The sequence below is a fragment of the Sorangium sp. So ce381 genome (assembly GCF_051473845.1).
In the GTDB taxonomy this organism is placed as follows: domain Bacteria; phylum Myxococcota_A; class Polyangia; order Polyangiales; family Polyangiaceae; genus Sorangium; species Sorangium atrum.
Window position 1 is genome coordinate 9,926,439 of the sequence record NZ_CP150336.1, and the last position, 14,913, is coordinate 9,941,351.

The 14,913-nt window shown below is 71.1% G+C and carries 15 protein-coding genes; 9 read left to right on the plus strand and 6 right to left on the minus strand.

What is annotated here, in order from left to right:
* The first annotated feature begins 43 nt into the window (after positions 1-43).
* Entirely contained in the window at positions 44-283 is a 240-nt protein-coding gene (locus tag WMF29_RS37260; RefSeq protein WP_437324856.1) for an addiction module protein, read from the plus strand.
* Positions 280-579 carry a type II toxin-antitoxin system RelE/ParE family toxin gene (locus tag WMF29_RS37265; RefSeq protein WP_437324857.1) on the plus strand — a complete coding sequence of 100 codons (300 nt, stop codon included), beginning with the start codon at positions 280-282 and terminating at the stop codon, positions 577-579. Before WMF29_RS37260 ends, WMF29_RS37265 begins: the two co-directional genes overlap by 4 nt.
* Before the next feature lie 48 nt (positions 580-627).
* Here WMF29_RS37265 and WMF29_RS37270 read toward each other — a convergent pair whose 3' ends face one another.
* Positions 628-1,278: a peptide chain release factor-like protein gene (locus tag WMF29_RS37270; RefSeq protein WP_437324858.1), complete on the minus strand. Its 651-nt coding sequence runs from the start codon at positions 1,276-1,278 to the stop codon at positions 628-630.
* Positions 1,275-2,510 (minus strand): RtcB family protein, encoded by a 1,236-nt coding sequence (locus WMF29_RS37275; RefSeq protein ID WP_437324859.1) that lies wholly within the window; start codon positions 2,508-2,510, stop codon positions 1,275-1,277. Before WMF29_RS37275 ends, WMF29_RS37270 begins: the two co-directional genes overlap by 4 nt.
* Before the next feature lie 200 nt (positions 2,511-2,710).
* On the opposite strand from WMF29_RS37275, the gene WMF29_RS37280 reads away from it, so the two are divergent.
* From WMF29_RS37280 to WMF29_RS37290, 3 genes are all read left to right on the plus strand, one after another.
* On the plus strand, positions 2,711-4,345 hold the full coding sequence (locus tag WMF29_RS37280; protein WP_437324860.1) for a sigma-54 interaction domain-containing protein: 1,635 nt from the start codon (positions 2,711-2,713) through the stop codon (positions 4,343-4,345).
* A gap of 168 nt (positions 4,346-4,513) precedes the next feature.
* A complete protein-coding gene (locus WMF29_RS37285) occupies positions 4,514-5,665 on the plus strand; it encodes a zinc-dependent alcohol dehydrogenase (RefSeq protein ID WP_437324861.1) in 1,152 nt (383 codons plus the stop codon).
* Positions 5,666-5,691: 26 nt separating this feature from the next.
* Positions 5,692-6,096 carry a hypothetical protein gene (locus WMF29_RS37290; RefSeq protein ID WP_437324862.1) on the plus strand — a complete coding sequence of 135 codons (405 nt, stop codon included), beginning with the start codon at positions 5,692-5,694 and terminating at the stop codon, positions 6,094-6,096.
* A gap of 36 nt (positions 6,097-6,132) precedes the next feature.
* Here the strand turns inward: WMF29_RS37290 and WMF29_RS37295 are convergent, their stop codons facing one another.
* The 3 genes from WMF29_RS37295 to WMF29_RS37305 are packed head-to-tail and all read right to left on the minus strand — an operon-like array spanning position 6,133 to position 9,262.
* Positions 6,133-7,194, minus strand: coding sequence for an imelysin family protein (locus tag WMF29_RS37295; protein ID WP_437324863.1), 1,062 nt, complete (start codon positions 7,192-7,194; stop codon positions 6,133-6,135).
* A 60-nt stretch (positions 7,195-7,254) separates the two neighbouring features.
* Positions 7,255-8,646 carry a hypothetical protein gene (locus tag WMF29_RS37300; RefSeq protein WP_437324864.1) on the minus strand — a complete coding sequence of 464 codons (1,392 nt, stop codon included), beginning with the start codon at positions 8,644-8,646 and terminating at the stop codon, positions 7,255-7,257.
* A 7-nt stretch (positions 8,647-8,653) separates the two neighbouring features.
* Positions 8,654-9,262: a hypothetical protein gene (locus WMF29_RS37305; protein WP_437324865.1), complete on the minus strand. Its 609-nt coding sequence runs from the start codon at positions 9,260-9,262 to the stop codon at positions 8,654-8,656.
* 338 nt (positions 9,263-9,600) lie between these two features.
* Between WMF29_RS37305 and WMF29_RS37310 the strand changes: the two genes are divergently transcribed.
* Both WMF29_RS37310 and WMF29_RS37315 read left to right on the plus strand, forming a co-directional pair.
* Positions 9,601-10,725, plus strand: coding sequence for a metallophosphoesterase (locus tag WMF29_RS37310; protein ID WP_437324866.1), 1,125 nt, complete (start codon positions 9,601-9,603; stop codon positions 10,723-10,725).
* A 37-nt stretch (positions 10,726-10,762) separates the two neighbouring features.
* On the plus strand, positions 10,763-12,418 hold the full coding sequence (locus WMF29_RS37315) for a tetratricopeptide repeat protein (RefSeq protein ID WP_437324867.1): 1,656 nt from the start codon (positions 10,763-10,765) through the stop codon (positions 12,416-12,418).
* A gap of 54 nt (positions 12,419-12,472) precedes the next feature.
* Here WMF29_RS37315 and WMF29_RS37320 read toward each other — a convergent pair whose 3' ends face one another.
* Positions 12,473-12,613: a hypothetical protein gene (locus WMF29_RS37320; RefSeq protein WP_437324868.1), complete on the minus strand. Its 141-nt coding sequence runs from the start codon at positions 12,611-12,613 to the stop codon at positions 12,473-12,475.
* An 81-nt stretch (positions 12,614-12,694) separates the two neighbouring features.
* Here WMF29_RS37320 and zwf point away from each other — a divergent pair, with 81 nt between their 5' ends.
* Together zwf and WMF29_RS37330 are read left to right on the plus strand one after the other, a co-directional pair.
* Positions 12,695-14,089, plus strand: a complete 1,395-nt coding sequence (gene zwf, locus WMF29_RS37325; protein ID WP_437324869.1) for a glucose-6-phosphate dehydrogenase — start codon at positions 12,695-12,697, stop codon at positions 14,087-14,089.
* Complete coding sequence (locus WMF29_RS37330) at positions 14,086-14,901, plus strand: HAD hydrolase family protein (RefSeq protein ID WP_437324870.1); 816 nt, start codon at positions 14,086-14,088, stop codon at positions 14,899-14,901. The genes zwf and WMF29_RS37330 overlap by 4 nt, the downstream gene beginning before the upstream one ends.
* Positions 14,902-14,913 lie beyond the last annotated feature (12 nt).

The window sequence follows — 14,913 nt, forward strand, 5'->3', positions numbered from 1 at the left end:
CGTCGGCGATGCCGATGGGTCGAAATCCTGCTACAATCCCGCGATGTCGTCCAGGAATGCCGTGCTTGCCGAGGCTCTGCAACTTCCGCCGGAGGAGCGAGCAGACGTCGCGAAGCGCTTGATCGCGAGCCTCGACGGACCAGAGGACGAAGACGTTGAGGCTGCCTGGCTCGCCGAGGTTGAGCGACGTCTGCGGGACGTCGACCGTGGCACGGCGAGCGCCGAGCCTTGGGACGCTGTTCGGGAACGGCTCGCCGCACGTCTCCGCACGAACCGCGAATGAAGATCGTCGTTCTCGACGAGGCAGACGCCGAGCTTACCGCCGCCGCGGACTGGTATGAGCAGGAGCGAGAGGGCCTCGGTGAGGATCTGCTGGCCGAGGCCGATCGTGTACTGAGTGCAATCGCGGCGAGCCCAACCACATGGCCGCTCGTTGCGGGCAGCAAGATCGTCCGCCGGTTCCTGTTCACACGGTTCCCGTATGTGGCCTACTTCGTCGTCCGGGACGAGCATGTCCTCGTGCTGGCGTTTGGCCACACGAGTCGAATGCCTGGCTATTGGCGGAACCGACTTAAATAGCGAGCTAGAGAGACTACGCCTGTCCAACAAGACGCGAGGCCGCTCCCCTCACCGCCCCTCCCGCGCCTCCACCACCTCGAGCGCGCTCTTCCGCCCCACCCGGTACGTCCTCACCGGCTCCCCCCGGACGATCCGGTCGTGCTCGCTCCAGCGCGCCTCTTCCCCTTCTGCGGCGCGCCGGGCGGCGCGCTCGGCGAGCCGCTCGGCGATGCGCTCCACCCCGCGGCGGACGTTCGCGCGCTGCGAGCGCTCGTCGGCGACGCGCACCGTGATCCCGCTCGGCCGGTGGTGGATCCGGACCGCCGACAGGGTCTTGTTCACGTGCTGCCCTCCTGGCCCGCCCGCCCGGCAGGCCGAGATCTCGAGCTCGTCCAGGTCGACGCCCTCGCCCGCGCCCGCCCCCGCAGCGTGGATCGCCACCCCCGCGAACCACCGCTTGCGCGCCGCCTTCCCCCGCGCGGCGCTCCGCTCCACCAGCGCGTGTGTCCCGAGCTCGCCCTCCAGGCAGCGCCGCGCGTCGCCCTCCACCAGGATCTCGACCGAGGCCGGCGCGTCCTCGTCCCCGTGCACCGTGACGTCGACCACCACGAGCCCGCCCTCCTGGCAGAGCGCCTCCATGCGCTCGGCGAGCCGCGCCACGAAGCGCCTCACCTCGATCGGCCCCCGACCCGCGCTGATCTGCACCCACGACCGGCTCATCGCTTCACCGTGAGCACGGGCACGAGCGGCGCGACAGGCGTCGCCAGGCCGGCCTCGACAAGGCTCTCGATCACCGGCTCGATCGGCTTGTACGCGTCCGGGTGCTCCTCGAGCAGCAGCGCCGGATCGTCGCACACGACGCGGCCGCCGAGCTCCGTGCGCGCGAGCTCGCGCCGCCGGTACCTGGCCGCGATCTTCTCGCGCGCCTCGCTGCGCCCCATCTTGCGGCCCGCGCCGTGGGCCACGGAGCGCAGCCCGGCCTCCGCGTCGCACGAGCGCATCACCCACGACGGCGCGCCGCGCGACCCGAGCACCACGGTGAAGTCGCTCCCCCGGGCGGGCGCCGCGCCCTTGCGGTGCACCCAGGCCAGCTCGCCGCCCACGGCCTCGCGCGCGACGTCGTTGTGGGTGAGGTCGAGCCCGCCCGTGATCGTCGACGCCCGCGAGGCGCCGAGCGCGCGCAGCATCCGGTAGGCGAGCAGGAGCCGGTTCGCCCGCGCGAAGCGGCACGCGCCGGCGAGCTCGCCGAGGTAGGGCTCGGCCGCGTCCCCCTCGAGCACCGCGCCGCCCCAGCGCTGCCCGAGCGCGCCGCCGAGCCCGCGCGAGCCGGAGTGCGCCAGGACGACGAGCTCCCCCGCGGAGAGGCCGAGCGCCTTCGCCGACGCAGGGTCCCGCAGCGCGCCGACCCGGGCGACCTCGAGGAAGTGGTTCCCGCCGCCGACCGAGCCGAGCGCGCCCTCGTAGCCCGCGCGGTACGGCGACGCGTCCCCGCTCGGGCGGAGGCCGTCCTCGGGCTCCGCCGCCGCGAGCCGCGCGAGGGCCTCGGGCACGCCGTCGAGCTCGGCGAGGCCGCGCGCCCCGCGCTCCCAGACCCGCTCGAACACCGCCCGCGGGTCGCACTCGGCGAGCGGATCGTCGTCCATCGCCTGCCGGGCGCGCCGCTCGAGGACGTCCGGCGCCATGCGGCCGATCGACGTCGCGACGAGCCGCACGCCGCAGCCGGCGTCGCCGCCGATGAGCTCCGGGACGACCCGGTCCGCGAAGGCGAACGCCGCGCCGATGGGGATGCCTCGCCCCGCGTGAAGGTCCGGCATGCCCACGGCGCGGACGCAGCCGGGCAGCGCTGCGACGCGCGCGAGCTGCTGGACGGCGTTGCCCTCGAGCCAGACGTCGTCGCGGGCGACGAGGCGGGCGTGGGCAGGAAGGACTGCGCTGTCGGCGGGGGCTTTCATCGAGATCTCCTGGGCAAGTGGCCACTACGGCGAAGGCAGGCGCGAACACGGATGGGAACGCCCATGGGAATGCGGAGGAGACTTGCGGCTTCCGTGCCAGCGCGCGGCCCGCGGCGACACCGGCAGAACGCTTCAACGTGGTGCGTGGCGCACCAGTTAAAATGGTACATCATGAACCACACCTGGTGTACGGTGCACCAGTGAATCGCCTCCTCCTCACCTGGTCGGACGCGGGCACGCTCGGGCCGGCGCCGGCGCACCACGGCCGCCGGCCCGAGGGCGATCGCGGGCCGGTGCTGCGGCTCCTCGACCAGGAAGAGAGCCGCTACGACGCGATCGTGGTCCTCACCATCCCGGCGGGCGAGGCGCCGTCGCGGGCGCTCGTCGAGCGGGCGCGGGCCCGCGCGCCGCGGATCGAGCTCCGGGTGGTGGACGTCGACGATCCGTCGGACCACGCGAAGCTCTTCCGGGCGCTCGGGAAGCTCTCGGCGCAGCTCAAGCGCGCCTTCCCGCCGGCGACGTGGGCGACGGACGTCCTGCTCTCGGCCGGCACGCCGCAGGCGCAGACGCTCTGGGTCATCCTGGTGCAGGCGGGGATCCTGCCGGCGCGCATGCTCCAGGTGATCCCGGCGGCGTTCGTGCCGCACCCGCACCCGCGGCCGGTGCGCGAGGTCCGGCTCGACATCGAGGGCTTCCCGGAGATCCGCGCGCTGCGCGAGGAGGTCGTGCGCCTGCGGGCCGAGGCGCGCGTGCGCGACACGGTGCTCGTCGGCGAGAGCGAGCCGATGCGCTTCCTCCGCGCCCGCATCGCCCGGGTCGCCGCGACCGACGTGCCTGTGCTGATCGTCGGCGAGACCGGGACCGGAAAGGAGCTCGCGGCCAGGGCGATCCACGAGCACAGCCCGCGCGCGAGAGGGCCGTTCATCGCGGAGAACTGCAGCGTCTTCGCCGAGGGCGTGCTCGCGAGCGAGCTGTTCGGACACGAGGCGGGGGCCTTCACCGGGGCCGCGGGGCGGCGGCGCGGCGTCTTCGAGCAGGCGCACGGCGGCACGCTGTTCCTCGACGAGATCGGCGAGCTGTCCCCGCGGGTGCAGGCGTCGCTGCTGCGCGTGCTCCAGGACGGGACGCTGCGGCGGGTGGGCGGCGAGGCGAGGATCGAGCTGGACGTCCGCGTCCTCGCGGCCACCCACCGCGATCTCGCGGCGATGGTCGAGCAGGGGACGTTCCGCGAGGATCTGTATTACCGGCTCCGCGGCGCGATCATCGAGGTTCCCCCGCTCCGCGCGCGGGGTGGAGACATCGAGGTGCTCGTCGACGCGTTCCTCGACGAGGTGCAGTCGCGGCGCAAGGGGCGCGGGCTCGAGGTGACGCGCGAGGCGCTGAGGAGCCTTTACCAGCACCCCTGGCCCGGCAACGTGCGCGAGCTGCGCGCGGAGGTGCAGCGGTGGGGCGTGTTCTGCGAGCACACGGTCGACGTGGGCGACCTCGCGCCGGAGATCGCGTCGCCGGCGGCGCGGCCGGCGAGCGGCGGCGCAGGCGGGTTCGCGCGAGCGACGGAGTCGGAGGCAGGCCGCGAGGAGGTCGCGCCGCTCTCGGAGGCCGTGGCGTCGGCCGAGCGCGCCGCGATCGGGCGCGCGCTCGAGGTGCACGAGAGCAACCTCTCCCGCGCGGCGCGCGCGCTCGGCATCGACAGGAACACCCTCAAGCGAAAGATGGCGGCGTATCACCTCCGCAAGGGCGGCGCGCCGCGCGAGGCCGTGAGGGGCGGAGATTCGAAGAAGCCGAAGCTGACGCCGGTGCCGAAGAAAGAGAAGAAGACGACGAACGACCGATGAGAGGGCGAACGGCGCCCGCGCCGTCGGCGTCAGCAGCGATGTCCTCGATGTCCTGAGGCTGGGCGCCCGAAGGCCGGAGAGCCGATGCCTACGTCAGGTACACTCACGAGCGCGCGCGCCTGGTTCACCCCTTGCATTGCTCCACGGGCAGCGTGGGAGGTAGTGCGAATGCTGGCGCTCACATACCATGGGCCGAGGAACGTCCGCGTCGAGGAAAACCCGGAGCCTCGGGTTCAACATCCGAACGACGTGGTCCTGCGCGTGAGTCGCGCCACGATCTGCGGCTCTGATCTGCACCTCTATCATGGCTACGTGCCTGACACGCGCGTGGGGACCATCTTCGGCCATGAGTTCACCGGCGTCGTGGAGGAGCTCGGGGCCTCGGTGCAGACCCTGAAGCGCGGCGACCGCGTCGTGGTGCCCTTCAACATCGCCTGCGGGACGTGCTTCTTCTGCCAGCGAGAGCGCACCTCCGCGTGCGAGAACACGAACCCGCTCACCACGATCACCGGCGGGATCTTCGGCTACTCGCACACCACCGGCGGCTACCAGGGCGGCCAGGCCGAGCGCGTCCGCGTCCCCTTCGCCGACGTCGGCCCCATGAAGATCCCCGACGACCTCTCGGACGAGGACGTGCTCTTTCTCTCGGATATCCTCCCCACGGGGTACCAGGCGGCGGAGATGGGAGACATCGGCCCCGCGGACACGGTGGCTGTCTTCGGCTGCGGGCCCGTCGGCCTCGTGGCCCAGCGGTGCGCCTGGCTCCTCGGCGCGCGCCGGGTCATCGCGATCGATTCGGTCGGTTACCGTCTCGATTTCGCGCGCCGGCACAACAAGGCAGAGACGCTCGATTTCAGCGAGACCCCTGATGTCGTGTCCACGCTCCGGGACATGACCGACGGCCGCGGGCCGGACGTCTGCATCGAGGCGGTCGGCCTCGAGGCGAACGGGTCGGCGCTGCACGACGTGCTGGGCAAGGCGCTCATGCTGGAGGCCGGGTCGCCCGTCGCCCTCAACTGGGCGATCCAGTCGGTCCGCCGCGGCGGGAGGGTCTCGATCATCGGCGTCTACGGGCCGCCGTGGAACCTCGTCGACGTGGGCGCGGCCATGAACAAGGGCCTGACGATCAAGACCGGGCAGTGCGACGTGAAGCGGTACATGCCCCACCTGCTCGAGCACATCCGCAACGGGAACATCGACCCGAGGGCGCTCATCACCCACCGCGCCCCGCTCGACGCGGCCGCGGAGATGTACCGGGTGTTCGCGGCGAGGACCGACGGGATCCTCAAATGCGTGCTCGTTCCGCGGGGGGCCAAGTGAGCTCGGTCATCGAGGGGGAGACGATCATGGAAGCCGAGATCGTAGTGCCGAGGGAGCTGCCGTACTGGGGAGTCGATCTTTGCCCCGAGGACAGGCCCGGTGTCCCGAGGGAGGTGCCGCCGCGCCTCCTGGAGAGCGCGCACTGGCTCGAGCCCGAGCAGCAGCCGATCGAGGGGCTGGTGCTCAGGCACCCAGGGCGCGCCCGTCCGACGCCGGTGTTCAGCACGGCCTTGCCGCCGAGAGGAGCGAGCGGGGCGCTGCGCCGCGTCGCCTACAAGGTCCCGGATCACCGGCTCTCCCACTGGGTCGCGCTGTTCGTCGCGGATCGGGTCGACGTGATCGAGAGCCTCCCCCTCCTCTTCTTCAAGAGACTCAAGAGGCGGGTCGTCAGGGCGGGCAGGCTCAGGCGCCCGGCGTCACAGCGCGCGTGACAGAGGCCCCCTGAGGTGGGTGTCGCCGTTCGTGGATCATAGCTCCGGGATGCTGAGCAGATCGGCGGCCTCGCCCATGCTGCGGACCAGGGAGCCCTCGACCGCGTCATCGCTCTCGCGCTGAACGAGCGAGAAGAGCTGGCCGAACGGGGTCTCGAGCTGCGCCGCCGTCGGATCCTCGGAGCTCCACAGGTCGGGCACCGGCGGCAGCGCGTCGCCGGGGAGCGCGGCGTAGGCATCCTCTAGCCGCTCGAAGCCGTCGAGGACCGACTGATCGACCGCGGCGGCGTCGCCCTCCATCGAGAGGAGCCAGCGCTGGAACGCAGTGTAAGTCTGCCTCCCGGCCGCCACGTTCGCGCGCATGTCGGCGAGGGTGTACTGCGCATAGCGGGACTCCTCCTCGCCCGTGGCGGCCTTCGCCACCTTCTCGACCTGCTCGCCGAGCGAGCCGATGACCCCCCGGAACGCCGACGGCGCGTCGAGCGCCAGCCCGCGAAAGTCGGATTGCATCTTCCTCGTGTCCGCCACCAGGCGGGCGCAGAGGCCGCGCTTGAACGCCTTGGCCTCGGCCTCGGTCGCGGGGAACGCCGCGGCGCGGTACCTGGCCCCGAGGCCCGACTCGAACTCGACGACCGCGGGCGGGATGGCGTCGGACCAGAGGATCCGCTCGATGGCGTGGACGCCGGTCACCCCTTCGCCGTCGAACGGATCGGCGTCGGCGGCCGCCTCGATGAACGCGTCATACCGGGCGTCGGTGGACACATCGAGATCCCGGAAGAGGACCGCGATCGCGCCCTCGACGTGCTCATAGGCCCACCGCGCCTTCTTCCACTCGGCCTTCATGGCGTCGACGGCGTCCTTGTCGGCCGCCGCGCTCCACCCGTCCTCGTCCGGCTCGGGCGCAGCGGCCTGCAGCGCCGCCGCCGCGGAGGCGAGGTCGTCGAGGTTGGTCTGGATGAACGCCTTCACGTCGAGCACGGCCTGCTCCTCGTAGCCAGGGGCGGCGAGCGGCTCCTCGCCTTCGCTCCCGCACGCGGCGAGCGCGAACGAGGCGGCGACGGCAAGGCAGAGGGGAAGACGCGCGCGATGGATGACCATGGGGAAGAGCTCCTGTCTTGGGGCGCTCGGGAGGAGCGCGCAGAGTCGAACAGCGCCTCCTCAACGAGCCTTGTGAATGAACGCCATCCTGGCGAGGCACATCTCGTCGAACGCCGTATCTCCGAGGGACACGTCGACCGGGCTCGTCGTGTGTCGCTCTCTCAGCGCCGCCCGCAGATGGGGATTGTCCAGGGAATTGTCGTACGTGCACCTGATCTTCAGCGCGTCGCCCGGCGCGAGCCGCGGCAGATCGTCGATCGCGGCGTCGACCTGGTAGAGGCGCTGCCATGTGAGATCCCAGGACGGGTCCTGCAGCAAGCACTCCTCGGTCTCCTTGCCGGAGGCCCCGCCCGCGTGCTCGATGTCGATCTTCACGTCGGTGCCGATGTAGTGCATGTGCGGGCCGACGCCGTAGACGTGGAGGTCCGGCGTCGGGTGACCGTTCATCGTGGCAGGCAGCGTGAAGCGCATGCGCTCGACGTGATCGTGGGCGCCTGCCGGGATGCGGAAGGAGGCGCCTCGCTCGTCGTCCGGACCTGGCTGCAAGCCGTCGCCGTCCGCGAACTGGCGAGCGTAGTTGCCGACGAGCGCGAAGAGCAGCTCGTACTCGGGGCGCGACGGCGTGAAGCGCATCTGAAAGCGCGTGCTGTCCGGGGCTGCCGTCGCCCCGGCCGGGTGGTAATGGATCTGCATCACGAGCCGTGAGCCCGCCGGTATCGGGGCGCCCACGTTCGGTCCACCGTCGAAAGGCCGGCCGCCGGGCGCCCAGGCCGCGACGACGCCGCCCTCGACCCGTGGGCCTCCGAAGCACTCGTAGCTGCCGTCAGGGCCGGCGAGCGCCTCGCTCTCGCCGCGCTCGTCGAGGAACATCAACGCGTGGTGCACGATCTTCGAGTTTCCGACGAGGAAGCTCCACCCGTTCAGGTATCTCGTGTCCGAGAGCTCCGGATCCAGGACGAAGCAGCGAAACTGATCCGCCTCGCCGCTCGCGACGAACGGCGCCATCGGCGCGAGCTCCTGCTCCGCGCCGTGGAGCTCGTCCGCTCCCGACGCGAGGGGAGCCGGCGAGAGGGCGCGCTCCCCTTCCGGCGCCCCTCCTGCGCTCCACGCCTCGATCGTCGCGATCTCCTCGCCGCTGAGCCGGAGATCGGCCTTCCAGCCATGGCGAGGCCTGCACTCGTCCGTCTCGAACGCGCCCCAGGGGGGCATCGTGCGCTCGCTCGTGACCTCGGCGATCAACTCGGCGACGCTCTTCGCGTCCTGGTAGCTGCCCAGGCCGAACGGGGCGATCCCACCCGTGGAGTGGCAGCTCACGCAGCTACGCTGAAGGAGCGGCTCGATATCGGCGTGGAACGTCGGCGTCCCGCCGGCCGCGTCGGAGCCGCCGGCGCAGCCCGCGAGCGGAGCGGCGGTCAGGATCATCCGCAGGAGGGCGGCCCGTCGCGCGCTCACCGGGTCCTCACGGGTCATACACCTCGGCGTTGCACTCGATGGTGAGCCTCCCCGCGTCCTGCGTGCAGACCGGCGGGCTGTAGCAGTTTCCCACGCTCATGGATTCGGCGGCATCGCCGACGCAGTCGCACGAGGGCTCCGGCATGCAGGGGACAGGGATCGTGTGACAGAAGAGCTGCGGCGGCGGCTTGAACGGCTCTTCGTGGGGCTCGTCGAGGATCTCGCAGTACTGATCGGCCGATCTGCAGAAGTAGCTGCCGCAGGCGAAGGTCCCTGGAGGCGCGGCCGCAGGGGCGCACGTCTCGGCTGCGCCGATGCTCTGTCCTGCCCGCTCCGCCTCGCAGGCGCTCGCGTAGGCGCGACCGTCGCAGGCGCAGACCTGCGTGTCGCTCTGACACGTCGTCGGTCGCAACAGGCATGCTCCGTCCTTCCCTCCACATGCCCCGGGCGGATAGTAACAGAACTCGTCTTCGGCGCAGATCGTCCCGCTGCACAGCGCCGCCTCTGCGGGGCTCGGCCCGCTTCCGGCGTCATCGGCTCCACATCCGGCGAGCGCCAGCGCAGAGCTCAACCACAGGATCCCTCGGGCCACATCCATGCACATGGACAGATTCATATCAGGTTCTCCTGTCCGCCCGCAGATCTACCGCGTCGAGCCTGTCAACGAGGAGAGGATCGAGTCGACAGGCTCTTCTACCGGCAGCGACGAGGGCAGCAGTGTGGAGATTGAGTGACGAGCTGAGCTGCTGTGCTTCGGCGATGATCTGGCCCCGGCGTCGTGCTCGTCGACCAACTTGAATTCCTATGCAACGATAGCGCAACACAATCTCCATCACAAAAACAAGAGCCCTTGCAATAGGGTAAATTTTCCATCCAGGGGACAGATCTCTCGATCTTGACGGGAACGCCGTGAGCACGGAGCGCCGTGCGCCTGGTGGGGAAGGAGCGTATTCCATGGAGACACAAGGAGATAGGGATCAGCAGAAGGAGCCTCGTAAGGCTCCCCTCGCGCGGATGTTCGGCCTCGTGATCGGCGCCATCGTGCTGGCGCTGTCGATGGGGATCGGGGTTTCGGCGTGCGCCGGCGCGGGCGGCGACGAGCGCGCGAACGACGATCCGCAGGGGGTTTACGACGGGCAGGAGGAGGAAGGCGCCCTCGAGCCGAGCGAGACGGCGTCAGCCGCGCTGAACGGAACGGTCTCGACGGATCCGAACCTCAAGATCGCCTTCATCGGGGACACGGGCACGGGTAGCAGCTTCACGAGCGTGCTGAACCTCGTGCTCAGCGAGGGCGCGGCGGCGGTCGTCGTCAACGGAGACATGTCGTACTCTGCCAACCCGACCACCTGGTGGAACCAGGTCGAGTCGGTCCTCGGCACGACGTTCCCCGTGTTCATCTCGCGCGGGAACCACGATGACTCCTCCTGGAGCGGCTATCTGCCCAAGGCGGCGAATCACCTCGGCGGCGCGACCCGGGTCGCCGGCGCGCACGACGCCAACTACAAGACCACCTTCCGCGGCCTCGTGCTCGTGACCGCCAAGAAGGGCGATAACGGGGCGACGCACATCACGCCGTTCCTCGACACGGACACGCATATCTGGAAGATCTGTCAGTGGCACCAGAATCAGGCGGCCATGCAGGTGGGCGGGAAGGGCGACGAGATGGGATGGGACGTCTACGAGACGTGCCGGAAGCAGGGCGCGATCATCCAGACGGGACACGAGCACAGCTACGAGCGGACGAGGACGCTCACCAACATGACCTCCCAGACCGTCGACCCCACGTGCAACGGCGCAGGGGTCCTCTGCGTCGGAGGAGATGGGACGAACGGGCGGACGTTCGTGACGGTCGCCGGCCTCGGCGGGAACAGCATCCGCAGCCAGACGCGCTGCACACCGACGACGTTTCCGTACGGGTGCAGCAACACGTGGGGGTTCATCTACACCTCGAACCAGAGCGCGAATTACGGTGCTCAGTTCATCACCTTCAACGTCGGCGGCAACCCCAAGGCGGCCACGGGTTACTTCAAGACGATCAGCGGGACGACCGCCGAGACGTTCTCGATCACCCATGACTGAGCGTTCCGGGCGATTCTCCCGATCGCACTAGGGGTGCATGTTGCGCGAGCTCTCCCCCGGCCGCCGCGGGCTCATGGCCGTCGCCGCGCTGGCCGCCGCTTCCCACGCGACGGCCCTCGGCGGCGGCTACGTCTGGCTCGATCACGCGCACCTCCGTGAGGGGCGCGCGCTCGCGGCGCCCTCCGGCTGGCTCGGGCTGTTCACCCGGGGCTTCGCGGATACCAGCTTCTACCGGCCGCTCATGGCGCTGTCGCTCTCCATCGACGCGGCCGTGTCGAAGACGCCCGGCTTCTTCCACGCGATCACGCTCGGCTGGCATGCGCTCGCGTCGGTCATGACCACCGTGGCGGCGCGCGCCCTCGGCCTCTCGCCCCGCGCGGCGCTGGCGGCCGGGCTGCTCTTCGCGGTGCATCCGACGACATCCCTGGTCGCTTCCGCGATCGCGTTCCGCTCGGAGGCGATGATAGCGGTCTTCCTCCTTGCGCTCGTCGCCGCGCACCAGGCGCAAAAGCCCGCTCTCGCAGCCGCGGCGCTCTTCGCCGGCGCGCTCACGAAGGAGACGGCGTGGCTGCTTGGTCCGCTGTTCGTCCTGGCGCTCTCCGCTGAACGACGTCGGGAGGGCGGCTCCACGGCCGATGCGGGGGCCGCCCGGCACGCCCCGCCGCGACCCCAGGCAACCACCGCCGACGCCGCGGCGCGCCTGCGCCTGCTCGCAGCGGAAGGCGTCGCGTTCGCCGCCGCGACCGGCCTCCGCCTGCTGTATGCGCCCCGCTTCCGGGCCCAGCATCCCGCGCTGCCGCTCGACGAGAGCGTCGGCACGAGGCTCGCTGCGCTCGGGAAGAGCGCCCTGGCGCTGGTCGTGCCGCTCGACCAGAGCATCTGCGATGCGTTCCGGATCACCCGCACGGCGAGCCTTTCGGCCCTCTTCGGCGCCGCCGTGCTCGGTGGCGTCGCCCTGCTCGCGTCACGACGGCGGGGCGTTGCATGGCTCTTCGCGCTCTCCCTCCTTCCGTCGCTCCAGCTCGTGCCGATCATGCGCTGGTGGTCGCCCCATTACCTCTATGTGCCGCTTGCGTTCGGCGCGATGCTCCTCGCCCACGCAGCCGATCGCCACGGCCGGCGCCTGTGGGCGCTGGTCCTCGTCCTCGGCGTGCCGTTCACGGCGCTCTCGCTGCGCGAAGGACGAAGGTATGCGAGCGATGAGCGCCTCTGGGCGCCGGAGGTGAGCCGCGAGCCCGCGTGCCGCGAGGGGCAGTTCTTCCTCGGCGAGGTGGCTCGGGACGCCCGCGACTGGGAGGCGGCCGCGTCGCGGTACGAGCGAGCCGCGGCGCCCGACGCCGACCATCTCTCCTACGCCGATGAGCTCGCGGCGCTCCAGAACCTCGGCGCCGTGCGCTTCGCTCAAGAGCGGTGGGCCGACGCTCGCGCTGCGTGGACGTCCGCTCTCGAGCGCTCCGGCGACGATCGAGAGAAGCGCCAGATCACCCACAACCTCGCGGCCGTCGCGCTTCGCAGCGGTGACCCGGCAGAAGCGGCCCGCCTGCTCGAGCCCGAGACCAGCCGCAACGACGCGCTCCCCGAGTCGCTCCTCATTCGAGCCAGGGCATTGCACGATCTCGGCCGTGAGGACGAGGCCGTCGAGCTCGTGAAGAGGCTCCAAGGCATGGCGCAAAAGCGCGCCCGCGCCCGGTGAGCCGCTCGGACCCGCCGCATGCGCAGGCTGCACAGGCGTGGCGCGGATCTGCTCTCAGGACTGCGACGGCAAGAGCCCCGGAAGGCCTCCCGCTGTCGCGCTCGGCACAGCGCCCTCGTGCCGATCGAGCGTGGCACACGCGATGCCGGGCCGGACCAGGGCCTCCAGGGCCATGACGAGAGGAGCCGAGCTCATGCGCACTGGATGGATGGAAGGTAAAGGTCAGGGCAGCTCGGGCACGCGGCGCGTGAGGTCCGGCGCCGCCGAGCAGGCGGCATGAAGGCCGCCGACGCGCTCGTGCTCTTCGGAGCGACAGGCGACCTGGCCTTCAAGAAGATCTTCCCGGCGCTGGCCGGGCTGATCCGCCGGCGCAAGCTGGACGTGCCCCTCATCGGCGTGGCCAAGAGCCCGTGGAGCATCGAGCAGCTCTACGCCCGCGTCCGCGAGAGCCTCGAGCGGGCGGGCGCGTTCGAGGCCGGCGTCCATCGCGAGCTGTGCGCGCGGCTCTCGTACGTGAGCGGGGATTACGCCGATCCGGCGACGTTCCACCGCCTCCGCGAGCGACTCGGCACCGCCCAGCGGCCGCTCCACTACATGGCCGTGCCGCCCGCCCTGTTCGAAGAGGTCGTCAAGGCGCTCGACCGCTCCGGGTGCGTGCGGCGAGGGCGGCTCGTCGTCGAGAAGCCGTTCGGCCAGGATCTGGAGTCCGCTCGCGCGCTCTACCGCACGCTCGCGAGCGTCTTTCCGGAAGAGGAGATCTACCGGATCGACCACTTCCTCGGCAAAGAGCCGGTCCAGAACATCGTTTACTTCCGCTTCGCGAACGCGCTTCTCGAGCCGGTCTGGAACTCCCACCATGTCGAGAGCGTCCAGATCACCATGGCCGAGAGGTTCGGCATCGAGGGCCGCGGCCGGTTCTACGACGCGACCGGGTGCATCCGTGACGTCCTGCAAAACCATCTCCTGCAGGTGCTCGCGTGCCTCGCCATGGATCCACCCCCGTCCGGCGACGCCGACGCCGTGCGTGCGGAGCGCGTCCGGCTGCTGCGGGCCATCACGCCGCTCGATCCGGCGCACGTCGTCCGCGGTCAATACAACGGGTACCGCGGCGAGCCGGGCGTCGCGCCGGGGTCGCAGGTCGAGACGTTCTGCGCGGCGCGGCTCCGCATCCACACATGGCGCTGGGCGGGCGTGCCGTTCTGCATCCGCGCTGGCAAGCGCCTCGCCGTCACGGCGACCGAGGTGCTCGTCCTGCTGCGGCGGCCTCCGCACGCCGTGTTCGAGGACGTCGGGCGCGGGGCTCCAGACTACGTGCGCATCCGGCTCGCTCCGGCGCCGGAGCTCGCCGTCGGCGTGCGGATCAAGGCGCCTGGCGAGCTGATGGCCGGACAAGCGACCGAGCTGCTCGTGACGAGCGATCTGTCCGAGGCGCTGGCGCCCTATGAGCGGCTCCTCGGCGATGCGCTCGCAGGCGATCCGACCCTGTTCGCGAGCCAGGCCGAAGTGGAGGCGCAATGGGCCGTTGTCGATCCGGTCCTGGACCAGGCGACTCCGCTCTCGCCCTATGAGCCGGGCAGCTGGGGCCCAGCCGAAGCCGACCGCCTCGTCGCCGACCTCGGCGGGTGGCGTACACCGACCGTGGCCACCCCGCTGGCGAGGAGAGCCGCATGACCGGGATTCGCGTGCTGCTCGCCGACGTGGACGGCGCGCTCCTCACGCCCGAGGGCGTGCTCACCCCCAGGGCGGAGCAGGCGGTGAGTCGGCTCCGCGACGCCGGCGTCGACCTCGCGCTGGTGAGCAGGCGCTCGCCGCGCGGCCTGCGCGGCCTGCTCGGGCGGCTGGCGATCGCGACGCCCGTCGCCGCGTTCGGCGGCGCCATGCTGGTGCGGCCGGATCTCTCCGTGATCGAGCAGCACCCGATGGACAACGGCGCGGCCGTGGTCGTCATCGCGACCCTGGAGCGACACGGCGCCGCGGTCTGGGTCTACCAGGGCGACGACTGGCTGGTGCGCCGCGCCGACGCGCCGCACGTCGCGCGCGAGCAGGCGGTCGAGCAGTGTGTCCCCAGGGTCGTCGAGCGCTGGGAAGGCGTCGTGGACAGCGCGGTCAAGATCGTCGGTGTCAGCGACGACGCCGAGGTGCTGGAGCGCGGCGAGTCGGACCTCCGGGGGGCCTGCGCGTTCTTCTCGGCGTCACGGCCCGTGCCTCATTGCATCGAGGTGATGCACCCCCGGGCCAACTCCGGAGAGGTCGCGAGGGCCCTCTCGGCGCGCCTCGGCGTCCCCGGCGCAGCCATGGCCGCGATCGGCGAGCTGCCCGACCATGTGCTCATGTTCCGGGAGAGCGGGCTCAGCATCGCCATGGGGCAGGCGCGCGCCGTCGTGCAGCGACAAGCCGACTTCATCACGCTGTCGAACGCCGACGAGGGCTTCGCGCACGCCGTCGAGACCTGGCTGCTCGCCACGAGCGGTGGTGGCCAGTGAGGGACGAGCGTC

What these genes read in the sequence shown, in the direction of transcription:
- WMF29_RS37285 (WP_437324861.1), top strand. Translation starts at nt 4,514, where the DNA reads ATGCTGGCGCTCACATACCATGGGCCGAGGAACGTCCGCGTCGAGGAA.
- WMF29_RS37270 (WP_437324858.1), bottom strand. Translation starts at nt 1,278, where the DNA reads ATGAGCCGGTCGTGGGTGCAGATCAGCGCGGGTCGGGGGCCGATCGAG.
- WMF29_RS37320 (WP_437324868.1), bottom strand. Translation starts at nt 12,613, where the DNA reads ATGAGCTCGGCTCCTCTCGTCATGGCCCTGGAGGCCCTGGTCCGGCCC.
- WMF29_RS37310 (WP_437324866.1), top strand. Translation starts at nt 9,601, where the DNA reads ATGGAGACACAAGGAGATAGGGATCAGCAGAAGGAGCCTCGTAAGGCT.
- WMF29_RS37295 (WP_437324863.1), bottom strand. Translation starts at nt 7,194, where the DNA reads ATGGTCATCCATCGCGCGCGTCTTCCCCTCTGCCTTGCCGTCGCCGCC.
- WMF29_RS37315 (WP_437324867.1), top strand. Translation starts at nt 10,763, where the DNA reads ATGTTGCGCGAGCTCTCCCCCGGCCGCCGCGGGCTCATGGCCGTCGCC.
- WMF29_RS37290 (WP_437324862.1), top strand. Translation starts at nt 5,692, where the DNA reads ATGGAAGCCGAGATCGTAGTGCCGAGGGAGCTGCCGTACTGGGGAGTC.
- zwf (WP_437324869.1), top strand. Translation starts at nt 12,695, where the DNA reads ATGAAGGCCGCCGACGCGCTCGTGCTCTTCGGAGCGACAGGCGACCTG.
- WMF29_RS37305 (WP_437324865.1), bottom strand. Translation starts at nt 9,262, where the DNA reads ATGAATCTGTCCATGTGCATGGATGTGGCCCGAGGGATCCTGTGGTTG.
- WMF29_RS37330 (WP_437324870.1), top strand. Translation starts at nt 14,086, where the DNA reads ATGACCGGGATTCGCGTGCTGCTCGCCGACGTGGACGGCGCGCTCCTC.
- WMF29_RS37275 (WP_437324859.1), bottom strand. Translation starts at nt 2,510, where the DNA reads ATGAAAGCCCCCGCCGACAGCGCAGTCCTTCCTGCCCACGCCCGCCTC.
- WMF29_RS37260 (WP_437324856.1), top strand. Translation starts at nt 44, where the DNA reads ATGTCGTCCAGGAATGCCGTGCTTGCCGAGGCTCTGCAACTTCCGCCG.
- WMF29_RS37265 (WP_437324857.1), top strand. Translation starts at nt 280, where the DNA reads ATGAAGATCGTCGTTCTCGACGAGGCAGACGCCGAGCTTACCGCCGCC.